This window comes from Aureispira anguillae (assembly GCF_026000115.1).
In the GTDB taxonomy this organism is placed as follows: Bacteria; Bacteroidota; Bacteroidia; order Chitinophagales; family Saprospiraceae; genus Aureispira; species Aureispira anguillae.
Genome location: NZ_AP026867.1, coordinates 3,057,157 through 3,073,741, shown reverse-complemented (window position 1 = coordinate 3,073,741; position 16,585 = coordinate 3,057,157). Strand labels below are relative to the sequence as shown.

The 16,585-nt window shown below is 36.2% G+C and carries 11 protein-coding genes; 3 read left to right on the top strand and 8 right to left on the bottom strand.

Translation table 11 applies throughout. The annotated features are described in order from the left end of the window. Window positions 1–297: 297 nt before the first annotated feature. The gene (locus AsAng_RS11945; RefSeq protein ID WP_264793019.1) at window positions 298–2,385 is read right to left on the bottom strand and encodes a PKD domain-containing protein; all 2,088 of its coding nucleotides are present in this window, start codon (window positions 2,383–2,385) and stop codon (window positions 298–300) included. 368 nt (window positions 2,386–2,753) lie between these two features. Here AsAng_RS11945 and AsAng_RS11940 point away from each other — a divergent pair, with 368 nt between their 5' ends. Further along, a complete protein-coding gene (locus AsAng_RS11940) occupies window positions 2,754–3,836 on the top strand; it encodes a M42 family metallopeptidase (RefSeq protein WP_264793018.1) in 1,083 nt (360 codons plus the stop codon). Window positions 3,837–3,857: 21 nt separating this feature from the next. Then, window positions 3,858–4,694: a UbiA family prenyltransferase gene (locus tag AsAng_RS11935; protein ID WP_264793017.1), complete on the top strand. Its 837-nt coding sequence runs from the start codon at window positions 3,858–3,860 to the stop codon at window positions 4,692–4,694. A gap of 92 nt (window positions 4,695–4,786) precedes the next feature. On the opposite strand, the gene AsAng_RS11930 is transcribed toward AsAng_RS11935, so the two are convergent. The 7 genes from AsAng_RS11930 to AsAng_RS11900 all read right to left on the bottom strand — a co-directional run bounded on the left by AsAng_RS11930 (window position 4,787) and on the right by AsAng_RS11900 (window position 12,802). Then, the gene (locus AsAng_RS11930; protein WP_264793016.1) at window positions 4,787–5,107 is read right to left on the bottom strand and encodes an SCP2 sterol-binding domain-containing protein; all 321 of its coding nucleotides are present in this window, start codon (window positions 5,105–5,107) and stop codon (window positions 4,787–4,789) included. A gap of 89 nt (window positions 5,108–5,196) precedes the next feature. After that, a complete protein-coding gene (locus AsAng_RS11925) occupies window positions 5,197–6,042 on the bottom strand; it encodes an alpha/beta hydrolase (protein ID WP_264793015.1) in 846 nt (281 codons plus the stop codon). 240 nt (window positions 6,043–6,282) lie between these two features. Beyond that, window positions 6,283–8,307, bottom strand: coding sequence for a M1 family aminopeptidase (locus tag AsAng_RS11920; protein WP_264793014.1), 2,025 nt, complete (start codon window positions 8,305–8,307; stop codon window positions 6,283–6,285). Window positions 8,308–8,674: 367 nt separating this feature from the next. Next, a complete protein-coding gene (locus AsAng_RS11915) occupies window positions 8,675–10,618 on the bottom strand; it encodes a tetratricopeptide repeat protein (RefSeq protein WP_264793013.1) in 1,944 nt (647 codons plus the stop codon). A 76-nt stretch (window positions 10,619–10,694) separates the two neighbouring features. After that, entirely contained in the window at window positions 10,695–11,153 is a 459-nt protein-coding gene (locus AsAng_RS11910) for an FKBP-type peptidyl-prolyl cis-trans isomerase (protein ID WP_264793012.1), read from the bottom strand. Between the two features lies 1 nt (window position 11,154). Beyond that, entirely contained in the window at window positions 11,155–11,379 is a 225-nt protein-coding gene (locus AsAng_RS11905) for a DUF4177 domain-containing protein (RefSeq protein ID WP_264793011.1), read from the bottom strand. A 355-nt stretch (window positions 11,380–11,734) separates the two neighbouring features. After that, entirely contained in the window at window positions 11,735–12,802 is a 1,068-nt protein-coding gene (locus AsAng_RS11900) for an endonuclease/exonuclease/phosphatase family protein (protein WP_264793010.1), read from the bottom strand. A gap of 945 nt (window positions 12,803–13,747) precedes the next feature. On the opposite strand from AsAng_RS11900, the gene AsAng_RS11895 reads away from it, so the two are divergent. Next, on the top strand, window positions 13,748–16,585 hold the full coding sequence (locus AsAng_RS11895) for a TonB-dependent receptor (RefSeq protein WP_264793009.1): 2,838 nt from the start codon (window positions 13,748–13,750) through the stop codon (window positions 16,583–16,585).

Below are 16,585 nucleotides of genomic sequence, written 5' to 3'. Positions count from 1 at the left end.
GATATTTTGGATTGAGTAAGCTCCCTAAAAGTGGAGTTGTCGGATATTTTTTAAGGTTTAAGATACATCAATAACCGATAGGGAACAAGCTAGAATTGGTAGCTGTGTTGACTGACTTGTTAAGTGTGTCGTTTTGTGCAGAAGGTGAAAATGTGGGGACTAGCTTGTTAAGCATTTAAGCTGAAAAACAACAAGCTAGTTTGCAAAAAAAATCAACTCATTATCTAGCAGTGATAATGAGTTGATGGATAAAAAGAAGGAATAAAAAACCTTCTCCAATTTTTAGCGCAAAAGGAATTATTGAATCAATAATTTTCCACTGACACTAATCGCATCGCTTTTGAGCGTATATAGATAAGTGCCAGCACTTAGCTCTTTTTTATCGATTTGGATCTGGTTACCAGTGATATTGGTATAATTTCTTAGTATTTTTCCTTGCACATCGGTTATGCTTAAGCTAAACGTTTCCTGCGTAGGATTGTTAAAACTTAGTATGGTAAATTCACTAAAAGGGTTAGGCGTAAGTGAAAGCTCTAGCGCTTGGAGCGTTTCAATGGTTGTTGTATTGGTTCCAACAATGGTTACAAGCTGACTGCTTGTATCGCTGCCACAAGCATTGCTAACTACTAACTGTACGGTATAAACACCTGCAGTACTATAGTTATGATTTGGATGCTGAAGGGTAGAAGTTGTATTGTCTCCAAAATCCCAAAGATAGTTTCCTGTATTAGCAGTTGTAAAGCTGGCATTTAATCCTGTTGAATTGTGGAGGAAGGTCGTATTATTGGGGCTTGTTTCAGCGGTAACCGTAATACTATAAGGAGCAGAGGCACAACCCAACGCATCATAAGCCGTTACGGTATAAACATTAGGTGAGACTACTTGGATCGTGGAAGTAGTGTCGGCCGTAGACCAAGTATAATTGGTAAAGTTTCCTATTGCGGATAAGCTTAATGGGGTACTGTCACAAATGATATAGTCTCCTGTTGCAGTGGTGATTTGCGTAGTTAATGCAGTTGGTTCTGTAATGACAACACTGTCGGTACGTTCACAACCTACAGAGTCAATAATCGCTACGTGATAAGTGCCAGGGGCTAAGCCAGTCAAATTAGCGCTCGTTTGTCCATTATCCCACAGAAAGGTATAAGGAGGCTTAGGACCAGACACGGTTAAAATAGCCTGTCCATCGTTTGCCCCATTACAACTTGCATTAGAACTGCTGATATTTTGGCTATAATGCAGGTAAGGCTTAATCACTACTACAGAGTCTCTACGTTGCCCATTGTTGTTAATCATCACATATTTGGCTGTATCGCCATTGATATCAAATCGAATATAGTGATTTTCGTAAATTTCAACACTTAAATTAGGTGCATTACTATTGGTATTGGCATCAAGTGTGCTTGCTCCTGCACCACCTGTTACCAAGTACTGAACGCCATTCATAGCGCCTCGTTGGTAACAATGAGAATGACCATTCACTACAAAATCAACCCCATATTTTTCAAATTCGGGAACTAAGTCTGTACGCATATCTTCATCTCCTTGGTATAGAAAATAAGGAGAAAAGGGAACATAATAATCCAAACTCCAAGCATTGGTCCAAGGTGGTTGATGAAAGAAAATGAACAACCATTTTTTGTCGTTACACTTGAATTCATCTAACATCCAATTGTGTTGAGCAGAGCCTATGGTATAATCTAAATTGGCATCCAAACAAACAAATTTAGCATCTCCCCATTCAAAGGAGTAATAACGTTCTGTATTAGCAGGATTATTACTAAATAAATAAAAAGCATCTAAGTAAGTAGCTGCATTATCAGCATACGTATCGTGATTGCCAATACAAGTAAAATGACAGTTTTGTTTTAGCATATCTTTGTAAACACCAAAGAAAATCCCATCATAGTTGTCGCCTATATTTTGGTCAATATCACCAGTTACCAATGCAAAGTCAACCGCTTCTTGTTCCATCAGACCACCTACTTGGTTTTGCATGGTATTATTGTAACCACAATCCCCATAAGCTAAAAAACTTACTTTGTCTTCTAAGGGAAGCGGAGCGGTTTCAAAATGCTCAATGGCAGAAACAAATGTATCATTGGGAGCGATAGATTTGACTTGGTAATAATATTGAGTGTTGGCTTGTAGACCTGCCAAATCAAAAAAGTGTTTTTGTGCTAAACCAACAGTTGTAACAGAATCAAACCAAACATTAGGAGCGGTTCCTAAATAGAGCGTTCCTGTAGAAGCGTTGGCACGGCGCCAAGCAATCGTTGCCGTTGTTTGTGAAGGGCGTTGAATGTTAGGATAGCGGTTAACAATTTGTGTATAAGCCAACTCTAGGAGGCAGCAAGAAAATAAAATGGTGAATAGATACTTCATTAATTAAAGATTAGAAACTGAAGTTGTATAAAAAACAACAAAAAATTAAACGCAAATTTACAAAAAATTATTAATTAATTTACATTGGAAAAATTAAAAAACTAAACAATGCAGTAGTTGTTTTTGGGTTTCTTTTCTTGTTTTTGAATTTGATTTTCAGGGGGTTGTGTTGGTGTAAAATAAGCACTCATCAAAACTTAGATCATTGCCAAAATTGGGAGTTGGCAAAGAAGGGAAACAACCATCAAAGCATAACTTGCTAAAAGGATGGTGGGCTTTAAAATGATATTGAGATGATTATTTAGTTTTTTATAAAACTATTGTATCTTTGGAAGCTAAAATAATAAAGAAATTAAGCAGAATTCATCATGTCGATTATAACAAAAAAATCAGAACAATTTTTAGAGGCTTACCTAAACAATTTTTCGCCTACTGGCTTTGAGGCTCCAGGGCAAAAAATGTGGTTGGATTATATCAAACCTTATATTGATGACTACAAAGTAGATAATTATGGTACTGTTTACGGGATTATTAATCCTGAAGCAGAATACAAGGTTGTGATAGAAGCTCATGCCGATGAAATTTCGTGGTTTGTTCATTATATTACGAGTGAAGGTTACATCAAAGTGGTTCGAAATGGTGGTTCAGATCATATCATAGCTCCTTCCAAGCGGGTTAATATTCACACTGGAAAAGGAATTGTACGGGGTGTATTTGGCTGGCCAGCAATTCATACCAGAAGAGGCGATGACGCTAAGTTGACTCCTAAATTAGACAATATATTTATTGATGTAGGAGCAGAAAGTAAGGAAGAAGTACTGGAAATGGGGATTCACCCAGGTTGTGTCATTACCTATTCGGATACCTTTGAAGTTTTAAATGATCGTTACTATATAGGTCGTGCTTTAGACAACAGAATTGGAGGATTTTGTATTGCAGAAGTAGCTCGCTTGTTGCACCAAAACAAGGTTGAATTGCCTTTCGGTTTGTACATTGTTAATGCCGTACAAGAAGAAGTGGGGCTGAATGGTGCGAAGATGATTACAGAAACCATCAAACCAAATGTTGCTATTGTAACAGATGTTTCTCACAATACACACACGCCTTTAGTGAGTACAGAAAAACATGGCGATATAAAAGGAGGAAAAGGACCTGATTTGACGTTTGGTCCAGCAGTTCACAACAATTTATTAAAATTGATTCGGGAGGCGGCAGAAGCGAACCAAATTCCTTATCAATTGAGTGCTAGTTCTCGTATTACAGGAACGGATACCGATGCGTTTGCTTTTTCAAATGGGGGAGTGCCATCGGCTTTGATTTCATTGCCCATCAAGTATATGCACACAACCGTAGAAATGGCACATAAAAAAGATGTGGAGCATGTTATTAGTTTGATTTATCAAGCGTTGCAAAAAATTGAAGATCAACACGATTTTAGATATTTTACATAAATAAGTTTTAGTCAAAGTTGAATGATAAAGCTGATCAATTTTCTATTGTATAGCAATATTTATATTGCATTATGTGCAGTAGCTATGACTGCTCAAACTTTGTATGTATTCAAGATAACTATAAAAACAAGCACTGCTTTGGTAGGGCTTGTTTTTTTTTCTACCCTAGTCATCTATGCCTTGCATCGTTTGGTGAGCTTGTCAAAGGTAGATAAAAGCTTAGAGGTAGAGCGATTTAATGTTATTGGAGATTACAAAAGGCATATTCGAAGTTATGCTATCTTGGGAATGGTTGGAGGAGCAATTTGTTTTTTATTTTTGAATCAGACAACTCAATACGCATTAGTTATCCCTGCTGTACTTTCTTTAGGTTATGTAATTCCATTTATGGGAAGTCAAAAATTAAGATTGAGAGATCTTCATTTTGTGAAAATATTTTTGATTGCGATAGTTTGGGCTTATGTTACCGTTTTGTTGCCAATATTAGAACACAATATACCTATAGAAACTAGAACAATAGGAATGTTGGTAGAGCGTATGTTATTTATTTTTGCGATTACCCTTCCTTTTGATCTAAGAGATTGGGAAATTGATAAAAAGAACAACGTTCGTACCTTACCTGCTACCATTGGTGTTCGGAATACCCTTTATTTAGCAACGATTATATTGGTTTTTTGGATGCTTTTAATCGGTCAAATTTATCCTCAAAATATTGCCTTTGCCTTGTGCTTTTCTGGACTGTCAACAGGTATTTTTATCTATTACTCGCCCCAACAAAAACACGATTATTACTTTACGGCATTAATGGATGGCACCATGATCGCACAATATCTTTTAGTTTTATTGTTTACATGCTAAAGTTGTTTTAGGAGGAGACAAATTCTAAAGAAAACGCCCCTAAAACATATTGCTTTAGGGGCGTTAGCTATTTAAAATTTAAACAGTTTTGTCTACATTAAACCTAGAGGCTTAGCAAATTTAGTCATTTCGTTTAAGTTGCTAATTTTAAGTTTGCCAAACATAACAGCAGTCATTGGATTTTGCTCACGATTGATGATGGCCATTAGTACTTTATCAGAAGTAGTAATCACACATTTTGCCTCGTTTTCTAATCCTTCTACAACAGAAAATTCATTTCCTTTAATAACGGCTGTAAACTCTCCGCCACCATCGCCTGAAATCTTAAAGTGAAAGCAAGTATCACCTTTACCTTCTAAAGATTCAGGGTTAATTCTATCAGGAAAGCCTAGGATAAATTCTTTTGCGGTCATAAGAATTAAATATTAATATTAAGTTTGAAATTTGGTTCAATTTAGCTTTTCGTCTCTTTCAAAACGAAGTGCCAAATATAAAAATAGTTCTATAGTTTTTGTAATATCCATTGATAAATATAATCCAGTACCTCTAATTTTTCGGGCTCATTATGGAGCTCGTGATAACCTCCTTCCCAAATTTTTAACGTGACATCTCCTGTTGCTTTATTGGCAAATTGTTGAGTAGCAGTTGAGGAAGTAATTCCATCTTTGCTGCCGTGAACAAGAAGAAGCGGTAGCTTTACTTTTGATACTGAACGAAGGCTATTTTCGCCCGATTGGAGCATCCCAATAGCTGTCTCAGAAGTAACTTTGCTGTGAATCAATGGATCTTTTGTGTAAGCTTCTACTACCAGTTTATCTCTAGAGATAAGCCCAGCATCTAGTTGATTATCTTGAGTGAATTTTGGATAAATAGGACGGATTATTTTTCCGAGCATCAATAAAAAAGCAGGTGGTTTGAAGGCAGGCTCCAACAATGGAGAAGTTGCAATTACTCCTTTTAATCCTGTATGCTTTTTGTTGAGCAAATAATCTATCACAATACCCCCTCCCATACTGTGACCGTATAAAAACACAGGTGCTTTAGGATAACGGCGACTAGCTTCACTATGTAATTTTACAATGTCATCGTATACATATTCATACTTGGCAATGTGCCCACGTTTGCCACCTGATTTTCCGTGCCCAGATCGATCACAAGTCAAAATGGCAAAACCATGATGGGTAAAAAATTCTGCAACATGCGTGTAGCGAGAAGAGTGTTCGCCCAATCCGTGAATTAATAATATAATTCCTTTAGGGCTTTTGTATTTTTTTTCGTCTGGCCACCAGCCTTGTGCATATATTTTAACTTTGCTAGGGCTATCCCAGCCAAATTCTGTATGTTTCATTTTATTGCATTTGAGTCTCGAAGTAGTGCTTTGTAAACAGTAATATTCGGTTAATTTGAGGTTGGTTTTTATTTTTTTTCAACTATCTCATGAGCCTAGCCAACTAAAAAATATAAGATTGAATGCTCTAAGATAAATAAAATTGACCAATTGGTTAATTAAGTAGGGAAATAAAAAAGTCATGAACTTTAAATCATGACTTTTTTATAAGGTTGAACATTTATTTATAAAATGATTGACCTAGAAAATCTCTTTGATGCGCTTTAGTCGTAAAATTTTGGTAAAGGTTTCCCCTTTTCCAGTAACGACTAATTTGAATACGCCACGAGAACCATAACCGAGTGGAATTTTAAACAAATGAGATTGTTCGCCTGCTTCTTTTTTGAAGGTTTGGAGATTGACAGATTTATCTTCTTTTAGGCTAATTCCATCTGCTACTTGAAAAAGTTCTATGGTTACATCTTGTTTTTTAGATACATTATACTTGACCTCTAATTTTCTTCTATGATTACTAGTGGTAATTTCTAAATCCTTAATGGGAAAGCGGTCATTGGTAACCTTACGAGTATACTTTAAGTCCTTAAAAATCCAGTTGGAGGGATCAAATCGAACCTCTTTTACAGGACCATTTGCTTGGATTTTGAAATTTTGGTCGGCTGCGTTAAAAATTTCTTTATTTTGATCGTCGTTTAGTACTTTTTTGACAACGGTACCATCTTCCAGTTCCACTTCGATTTTGTAGGGCATAGTAAAAATAGAAGGCGTACTTTCCAATTCACTTTGTTGTACATTCAAATCAATATTACTACCACTAACCGAGTAAGAAATTTTATAGGAAGGATAAAATTCTCCACGAATCCATTGATCAAAGAAAAACTTATAGTTTCGTTCCACATTTTCGCTCGCATAATATTCACAAATTTCTCTAAAAACATCTGTACTGAGATAGGTTCTAGACCAATTTCCACGCATTCGTTTACCTGACGTAATGGCTTTAAGTGTTTCAAAAAAATAAGTATCAGACATAATACCTCGGAGCATGTGAATGGCATACATTCCTTTTTTACTTAGTCGCTCTTCAGAATAGTCTTTGCGATCATCCAAGTAAAGTTTACCCCCTTCAAAGTATTCTTTTTCGTCCAAAATAATTTGATAAACCGTTAGGCCACGCTTATATTCTTGCCACATAGCTTCCGCATAGGTAGCTAAAGCTTCTGTAATCCAAGCATCTTGCCATGCTTTTGGTGAAATATGATTCCCAAACCACATACTTGCCATTTGGTGTACGACTTTGTACATGTGAGTCGCCTTCATGTCCTCCAATAGTACATTGGTTTGTGTCGGCATCCCATCCATTCCTAGAGCAATACCAACTTGGGTAACATTAAACCCTTCATCTCTATACGGGTATGGACCAAAGGTATTGGTTAAACAAGTCATAATTTCAGGAACCCTGCGCATCATAGCAGAAGATTCTTTTAATTTTTCGGGGAATAAGTAAAAGTCAATAGGAAATTTATAGCCACGCCCATTAAACTCAGACTCTGCTTTCATAAAATTAGAAATAGCCAATAAAACATGATGGGGAGCAATGCGATGACGATGACGCCATTCGTACTTTTTTTTGTTTTCATCTACTTTTTTTACCCCTTCTAGTTTTCCATTTGAAACCACTATAATTGGCATTTCCCTTGCTTCCTCTTCTTTAGTTTTGGGATTAAAAAAAACTTCTGTAACCTTCTTGTCCTCAATGGTGACATCAATATAGATAGAATCTACTTTGTCACCCAATCCCTTTTTGCAAGGGAACCACAAAAAGCCACCATTGGGATAGCAGACACTAGCAATAACAGGATTATCATTTTTGCCATGTGTATCATAGACAAGCCCTTTTCTTATTCCATCGCTATCTTCCAGAACAGGCGGCTCGCCTTCATAGTGAATGGTAATATTCGTTCGCTGCTCTTTTTTTAGAGGATCGCCAGAAAGCGTAATAAAAAGCTGGTTGTTTTTTTGCTCAAAAGTTTCAGCACCTTCTATTTTACTAACTTTTAGTTGATCTGCTAAATCCATAGTCAGTGTCGTAACCTCTGGTTTTACCGCAACAAACTCACATTTTACAGCTCCTTTGATAAAGGATTTATCAATAGATACCTCTACATCTATATGGTAGAATTTCATATTTGTATTGGTCGTGTTTTGTTGTCCCAATGTTAATGAAATGCTTAGGAGTATTAATGCAGGAATAAGAATGTATTGCTTCATTGTCATAAGTATTTTATAATATTTTTACTTTTAATAAGGGAGCGTATTAGTAATAGTAAGATAGTATTATTCAGATAGTAGTTGGCTAATTTTTTGTTTTTTTTCCAAAAAATAAAAAAAAAATTAACATATCAAGTTGATAATCAATCTTTAAGTATTTTTGTTGCTTAAAGGTGTATTGGCTTGTTAATTAGTGCTTTATGGTTTTGTAAGCGGGGGCTGCTTTATAAAAGAAACAAAAAACACATACTTTAATTCAGTGATAGTGAATAATATGAGCTGATAAAAAAAATCAACCTACTTATTATATACCTAAATTAATGCCAATTCTGTTTACTCCTTTTATGAGTTCTGATAAAATCTGGATTTATAAAATTCCCCGCTGCTCCAAAATACGTTGATAAGAAGGGTATTTTTGGATTAAATGTTGAATGGTTGGTTCTGCTTCCTTTGTTCGTTTGAGTTGAACCAACAACCCAATTTTGTTTAATAAAGCATTTTTATAATCTGGATCAACTCTTAGTGCCTTATCGTATAGTTTTAATGCTTCTGTTACTTTTCCTTGTTGAGCTTTTAATAAACCCAAGTTTGCCAGTGCCATTTTTCGTTGAGGGTCCTCTCTCAAAATAAAATTAAAGACTTTTTGGGCAGCCGCTAATTGGTTAGAACGAGCATAAGAACTACCTAGTTTTTCTTGAAAGTTTAGATGATAAGGTTTTAGTTGAACTGCCCGATTATAATAAAGCAATGCTTTAGGAAGGTTTTTGTTTTTTGCAGCTGCTTCGCCAATGCGATAAGCTGTCCATGCATCATTGATCTCTTCTGGAGGCAAAGCAATAGAAACCAAAAGGGCATATTCTGCTTTGTTAAAATAGTAGTGAACCAACGTGCTAAATTTTTCTTTTTTAGGGGCAACAGATTGATCCAAATAAAACTTAGCAGAATCTAAAACCATTGGCGTCCCCATAAATTTATCCCAAAGTGCCAAATAGCCTCTTGCCATTTCCAAAGGGCTGGCATTTTTTATAACCAAGCTTTCCAAACCCAAAAAACCTGCAATCTCTTCTACTTTTTCGGGACTAAGGCTGTCTTTTGTCGTTGATTTTATATTGTTTTTGCTGATAAAATGGTCTGTAATATTAACATGAGGGATGTCAATGCTTCCAGATCTAGGCATATGGCAAGCTACGCAATTGTCTTTTTCGGCTTGACGTTGAATAGCAGTTGCCGAACAATCTAACAGCTTACTCTGCTTGGTCGTAGGATTATGACAGCCTTGGCAAGCAGTATTATAATTGTTTTGGGTCGTAGAATGCACATCGTGATGCGGATTGTGGCAATTGATACAAGATAATTGACCTGATACCTTAAAACAATTGCTAAGTTGCAACCGATCGGCCTGAGAAGCCATTATAAACCGCTTGTCTGAATTGGTAAAACGAGGCAAAAATACATTCATGACATCCGACAATTTCATGCCAGGTTTAAAATCATAAAAGGTTTTTCCTTCCTTTAAAACCGCAACCCCTTGTAGATGGCAACGTTGACACAAATCCATTTGGCGATCAATAGATAGATGACGAGGGTTGACAATACTATAGTCCACAAACTTGGAAGTATCTACTCGCTTTCCAGCTAGTTTTTCTTTTACATGCAAACCTCCTGCACCATGACAGCGTTCGCATTCTATCCCCAAAGGAACCTTGTGGTACTTGTTTTCTGACCCAGAAGCAGGGGTGGGGGTATGATTGTGGCAGGTTAGGCATTCTGATAAAATAGCCCGTTCAAAACGTTGATTGTCTCCTCCTTCAAAACCTGGTGCCAAATCCCATTTTCCCTCTTGGGTATAATAAGTAATGGGGGCTTGGTAAATGTACCCCTTGCGGTTGATCATGTGAGAATTGGTATGATGACCTGAACCAATAATATAATCAATGCGTTCTATTCGTTTGTAAATCGTGTCTTTGCCTTTGAGCCTAAATTCCAACACATACATAGTAGAATCTTGGAAATAAGGCTGATAGTAAAAATCCAAATCTTTATCGTAAACCACATCGTGAACGCCAAAGGAAGCTGCTGTTTTTGCTAAGGTAGCCTTGCCAAAAGATTGCCCCATGCCTGTTTTTATATAGGTTTGGTAGATTTCATGATGACAACTCCGACAGGTTTGCATCCCCACATATTCTACACTATCGTGCATGTTTCTAAAGGAATCGGTAACCACACTTGTATCATTAGGGGCACAAAACCACATACAATAAGTTAGTGCAGTTAAAAAGAGAACAGTAAGTAGACCTTTTTTGGAGGGCATGATTTTACGACAAATTATAAGAATGAAGCTTTACCACAGCAAAAGCGTTACAATAGGAAATAAAGAAACAACAAGGTTAAAAATGAGGAAAGATGTCCACCAATTCTATATCAAAAATAACAACCGAATTAGCAGGAATACCACCTTGTCCCTCCGAGCCATAAGCCAACCGAGAAGGAAGCAATAACCGCATCTTATCGTTGATATTCATTTTGGGAATCGCTAGTTTCCAACCATAAATAACATCATCAAGTTCTACGATATAATTAGAGACATCACTAACAACCGTACCATCCAAAAGGTAGGCTTTGTAGCTGACCTCAATATCCAAACCTTTTCCTAAGATGGGAGCAATGCTATCGCCACTTTCAAAGTACAAATCATAAAAATAATTTTCCTCATTATCCTCAATAGCAGGAATGTTATGGGTTGCTATATAGCCCTTGATTAATTGAATATCGAGATCATGTTGTTGATTTTGTTCTTGACAAGCAAAAAGGCTAAAGACGCAAAAAAAAAGGATTAAATAGCGCATCTTATTCATTTTTAGAAGAAGGGACAACTAAAGGGCGTTTAAATACTAACACAGCATATTGGCTAAAGCCATTCTTTTGTCGAGCAAATTGTGTAACCAATTCCCAGCCCATTTTTCCCATAAGATTGAGCTTTTCTTCTAATACTCCAATGTCTAATTCTTGTTTTTTAGAAAAAAGAGCATTTTTAAGCGGAACGGTAAATGTTTTATATTCAAACTGTTGCATAGATCTGTTTTTTAGAAAAAAGAAAAGTACAAAATGATTAACTAACCCAAAATACAGATTTATTTTAATTTAAGTAAGCGGTTTGATAGAAGATGTACCAATTTAGCACCATAGTAGCTCCCCAAATTAGTTTTCTGCCCGATGTTTTTTTATGAAAATTAAAATTGGGTCAGCTTTTATCTATTTTTAGATGGTTTTGCCCTTAGGGATTAACTATTAGACCCCAATTACAACTTAATTGGGGTCTAATGGTGGAACGATCTAACTCTAAGGTATGGCTAGAAAAAGCCCATTCTGTTAAATTTTAAAAACCACAGCATAGAGTATCGATTTAGTACATCTTTTTAGTATTGTCTTATGGCTTATCTTGGATCTTTTTCACCAAATAGATATAAACGGGTAAATGATCGCTATAACCGCCTACATACTTGCCAAAAGAGTAAGTACGAAACGGGTAGCCTTTGAAACGACCACCTTTGCTGATGAGATAAGATTTGTTAAAGATAACATTTTTGTAAAAACGATAGCCCTCTTCATTATTTTGTAGAATGGACTGACTGACCAAAATCTGGTCAAAAAGATTCCATGAATCTCGATAGGCTAAGGTTCCAATTCCTGATTTGTATAACTTTGCCCAAGGATTGAAAAAGCCGCCCTTTTTGACCTGCCCCTTTTTTTCTTTTGCCTTGATAACATCTTTTACACTAGGACTAACAGGATCGTCATTTAAATCCCCCATTACAATAATTTTAGCTCTAGGGTTATCATTTTGAAGGCCATTAATAAAATCTTTACAATATTTAGCAGCCCCTTCACGGAGATAAGACCCTCCACGGCGAGAAGGCCAGTGACAGACGATGACATAAACCACATCGCCATCTAAACGACCTTTTACCCAAAGCATATCACGAGTCCAAACGGTATCTCTTTTTGTTGCATCTTCTTTTTTATCGTAAAATAATTTGGGAGTGATTTTACCACTTTCAATTACTTTGAAATACTTAGGATTGTAAAGCAATCCAACATCAATACCCCGTTTGTCTAATGATTCGTAGTGCACAATTTGATAGTTTCGGTCTTTTACTTTGGGTTGTTTGGCAAAATCTTCCAAAACCTTTTTGTTTTCAATTTCTGCAACTCCCAAAATGGCAGGACCATCAGGAGTTAACTCCGTACCCATCTGAGAAACGACATGAGATAAGTTGCCTAGTTTTTCTTGATACACTTTAGAATTATAAAGCAATTTGCCAGTTGGGGTGAAATCTTCATCACGTTTTCCTTCTGTATCTAAGGTGTCAAATAGATTTTCGAAGTTATAAAACCCAACACAAACAACCTTATGGGCTTGTTTACCATCTTGGGCCGTACCGAGGCTACAGACAACCATTAATAATAGGAAAGATAAAAGTGCTTGTTTTTTCATTTTTTTGTTGATTGATCTATTAAATTACTAGTCCGTTGGTTTTTTGGTTTTTAGAAAAAAAATCAAAAAGATTACAGATTAAACGGAATATCAAATTTTTTGTTAAAATTAAAAAGTTAGTTGTAGTTTGTTGATTATTAATTTGATGTAGCTTTTTGTGAACTAGTATTAAATTTATTAGTGATTAGAGTTGAGTAAGGCTTGTTTGGCTAGGTATATTCTATTTTTGTACCAAAAGCGCACAAATATAAGATTTCTTCTATTCAGAAAACATGAATTATGAATTAATCTTTTGTCAAGTTCTGAAATGATACGGGGTTTTCTTAGTAATTATTGCTTGTTTTATTGGCTAAGTTCAATGAAAAAATAATAAAAAGTTAAAACCATATAAAATAACAGAAATGTTGCTTTTTGAGATATATAATTGCGTAGTTTATGAGTTGACTGTAAGGTTGAACTTTATGGAGGGATGCGAGCAAAATAGCTTTGTTTTGCTTTTGAAGTAGGAGATAAATAAAGGTTGTTAACAAATCATTTTATAAAAAAACGAAAAAAAATAGAATCAGATTGTCGGCTTAATTTTAGTGTTTAGGAAGGGGGTGATTTAGCATTAAATAAAAAAAAAATAAACGCTTAATTCATTTATAAATAGCTTGTTTGCTAGAAAAAAGCCAAGGATAAAAAACTATGAAAAAAGCTCATTTTTTGTAATTTAAGGGTAGAGTGAATTGCACAACTAGTGTAAAAAAAAGACAATTTTAGTAACGATAACTTTTTTTATTAGTCCATGCATTAACTTTTTATTAAGTTTGCAGCTTAATGCAGGTTTTATTCCTACCTAATTTGTAACTTGCCAGCTCAAATTAGAACAGAACAACCTAATAAAATTTGGGTCGATAGAAAAATGGCAGTTTTTCTATAGATTGATAACTTCAAAACTAAGATATGCAGCATTGTTTAAAGAGTATATTGATACTCCTTTTGAGTTTTTCTGCTTGCCTCATGTACGGACAGGGTTCGGTAAAAGGGACTATGCAAGATGGGGGAAACAAGGGTACATTAGCAGGGGTACTTATTGAAATTCAAGGAACAGATTTTTATGCCCAAACTAATTCCTCTGGGGCATTCGAAATTACAGCGATACCTTATGGTGAATACACCATTCAGTTTTCTGCTGAAGGTTATGGATTAAAGACTCAAGCCATCAAAATAAAAGATGGGGTCTTGGATTTAGGAGTCGTAGAATTAGACATTAGTGGGGGAGAGAATCCTGCCGCTGAGGACATAATTCCTACTATCATGCTGTCTGATGAGCAGATTGAAAATGGAGCAGGAGGAACGCAATCTATTTCTGGGGTATTAAATGCTAGTAGAGATGTGTTTTCTTCAAAGGTAGCATTCTCTTGGGGAGCTGCACGTTTTAGAGTTAGAGGATACGATTCAGATAATACAACGGTATTTATGAACAATATCCCAATGAATGATTTAGAGTCAGGACGTCCAACATGGTGGTCTTGGTCTGGGTTAAATGATGTTATGCGTAACCGTACTTCTTCTTTAGGATTGGCGGCAACACCTTATGCATTGGGTGGAATCGGAGGTGCTTCTTCTTTTGATAGTCGTGCAGGAAGCCAACGCAAAGGCTTACAGTTTACCTATTCTTATGCCAACCGTTCTTATAACCATCGTTTGATGTTGACCTACAATACTGGGTTGATGCCAAGTGGTTGGGCTTTTTCTGTTTCTGGATCGTGGAGATATTCTCCTCAAGGAGCTTTTATCAAAGGAGCTTATTATAATGCGGCTTCTTATTTTGTATCGGCAGAAAAACGTTTTGGTAAGCAATCTATTTCGTTCACCGCAATGGGAGCACCTTCTGTGCGTGGCAAAGGAAGCCCTGCTGTAGAGGAAATGTTCAGTTTGGCAAATAGCCATTATTATAATCCAAACTGGGGATACCAAACTAGTGGTGAAACGGGAAAAGCTCAAATCAGAAATGCTAGAACAACAGATTCTCACCAACCTTTATTTATCTTGTCTCACGATATAGAATTGAGTGATAAAGTAAAACTAACCACTTCTGCTAGCTACCAATTTGGAAAATATGGAAGCACTGCTTTGGATTGGTACGATGCACAAGATCCTCGTCCTGATTATTATAGAAATCTACCTTCTTATATCAACGATCCTTATCAAAGCAACTTAGCTTCTGATTTGTATACTGGTAGCGAGGCCTTCCGCCAAATTAACTGGGATAGAATGTATGAGATAAATAGAAATTCTTATGATTTTATAGCCAATGCCAATGGAGTACAAGGGGACACCACTTGGGGGAATCGTGCTCGATATGTTTTAGAAGAACGTCGTTACGATAGCCAAAAGGCAAACTTTAATATGATTTTAAATGCCAATGCAGCTAAGTTTTTGAACATTGACGCAGGATTGACGTACCAATTCTACAACAGTAAAAACTTTAAGGTATTAGAAGATCTACTAGGAGCCGACTATTATGTAGACATCAACCGTTTTGTAGAGCGTGATTCGGGAGTAGTTGGAAGCGAAGATTCTTACCAAAATGATTTGGCAAATCCCAATAGAATCTTGAAAGAAGGCGATGAATTTGGTTATAATTATGAAGCGCACATTCACAAAGCTAGTGCTTGGGCACAGCTTAATTTTACCTTTGATAAAATCGACTTTTTTGTTGGTGGACAAGGAAGCTACACTACCTTCTGGCGTAAAGGAAATGTTCAAAATGGACAGTTCCCTGATAACTCTTTAGGTAAATCAGAAGTACAGCAATTTTTTAATTATAATGTAAAAGGTGGTTTGACCTACAAAATTGATGGACGTAACTATTTGTATGCAAATGGTTCATACCAAACAAAAGCACCTTTCTTCCGTTATGCTTACGTGGCTGCTAGAACTAGAGACCAAGTATTAGATAACCTTAGAAGCTCTAGCAACTATTCTATTGAGGGAGGATATATTCTAAAAGCGCCTCGATTCAAAGCTAAGCTAACTGGATACTATACGAAGTTTATGAATGAAATCTTCCAACGTAGTTTCTATTTGGATAATGAAGGAAGTGCCTCTGGGATAGGAGGATCTTTTGTTAATTTTATTATGAATGGTGTAGAAAAGCAGCATGCAGGAGTAGAAGTAGCAGGAGAAGTCAACTTAGATGGAGGGATTACACTTAGTGCAGCAGCAGCGATTGGTGAGTATATTTATACTTCTAGACCAACAGCAGCACTTTATGCTGATAATAACCCTTATTCTGTTTCAGAAGAACCAACAATTTATTTGAAGAACTTTTACATTCCGAATACGCCCCAAATGGCATTTAATGTAGGAGTATGGTGGCGTGCACCTAAGTTTTGGTCCTTTAGCTTTAACTTCAACTATACCCATGCAGCTTACGAGGATATTAACTTTTATAGACGTACCGTACAGGCCGTTTCAACGACTGGTTTGACACCTGACTATGTTGAAGATGCCGTTCAACCAGGTTCTGATTTGTGGAATAGCATCATCAACCAGCGTCAAATGCCAGGTAACTTTATGGCTGATATTTATATTCGTAAATCTTGGAAGGTGAAAAATTTCTACTTTATTCTAGGATTTGGAATGAGCAATATGTTGAACAATATCAATATGCAGACAAGCGGTTTTGAGCAATACCGTTTTGATTATAGAACTAAGGATGTTGATCGATTCCCAAGCAAGTACTATTATGCTTATGGAACGAACTATATGATTAGTTTAACCTTTAGAATGTAA

Bases quoted from the DNA above. Each gene is read 5' to 3' on its own strand.
- AsAng_RS11945 (WP_264793019.1), bottom strand. From the start codon at position 2,385: ATGAAGTATCTATTCACCATTTTATTTTCTTGCTGCCTCCTAGAGTTG.
- AsAng_RS11940 (WP_264793018.1), top strand. From the start codon at position 2,754: ATGTCGATTATAACAAAAAAATCAGAACAATTTTTAGAGGCTTACCTA.
- AsAng_RS11935 (WP_264793017.1), top strand. From the start codon at position 3,858: ATGATAAAGCTGATCAATTTTCTATTGTATAGCAATATTTATATTGCA.
- AsAng_RS11930 (WP_264793016.1), bottom strand. From the start codon at position 5,107: ATGACCGCAAAAGAATTTATCCTAGGCTTTCCTGATAGAATTAACCCT.
- AsAng_RS11925 (WP_264793015.1), bottom strand. From the start codon at position 6,042: ATGAAACATACAGAATTTGGCTGGGATAGCCCTAGCAAAGTTAAAATA.
- AsAng_RS11920 (WP_264793014.1), bottom strand. From the start codon at position 8,307: ATGAAGCAATACATTCTTATTCCTGCATTAATACTCCTAAGCATTTCA.
- AsAng_RS11915 (WP_264793013.1), bottom strand. From the start codon at position 10,618: ATGCCCTCCAAAAAAGGTCTACTTACTGTTCTCTTTTTAACTGCACTA.
- AsAng_RS11910 (WP_264793012.1), bottom strand. From the start codon at position 11,153: ATGCGCTATTTAATCCTTTTTTTTTGCGTCTTTAGCCTTTTTGCTTGT.
- AsAng_RS11905 (WP_264793011.1), bottom strand. From the start codon at position 11,379: ATGCAACAGTTTGAATATAAAACATTTACCGTTCCGCTTAAAAATGCT.
- AsAng_RS11900 (WP_264793010.1), bottom strand. From the start codon at position 12,802: ATGAAAAAACAAGCACTTTTATCTTTCCTATTATTAATGGTTGTCTGT.
- AsAng_RS11895 (WP_264793009.1), top strand. From the start codon at position 13,748: ATGCAGCATTGTTTAAAGAGTATATTGATACTCCTTTTGAGTTTTTCT.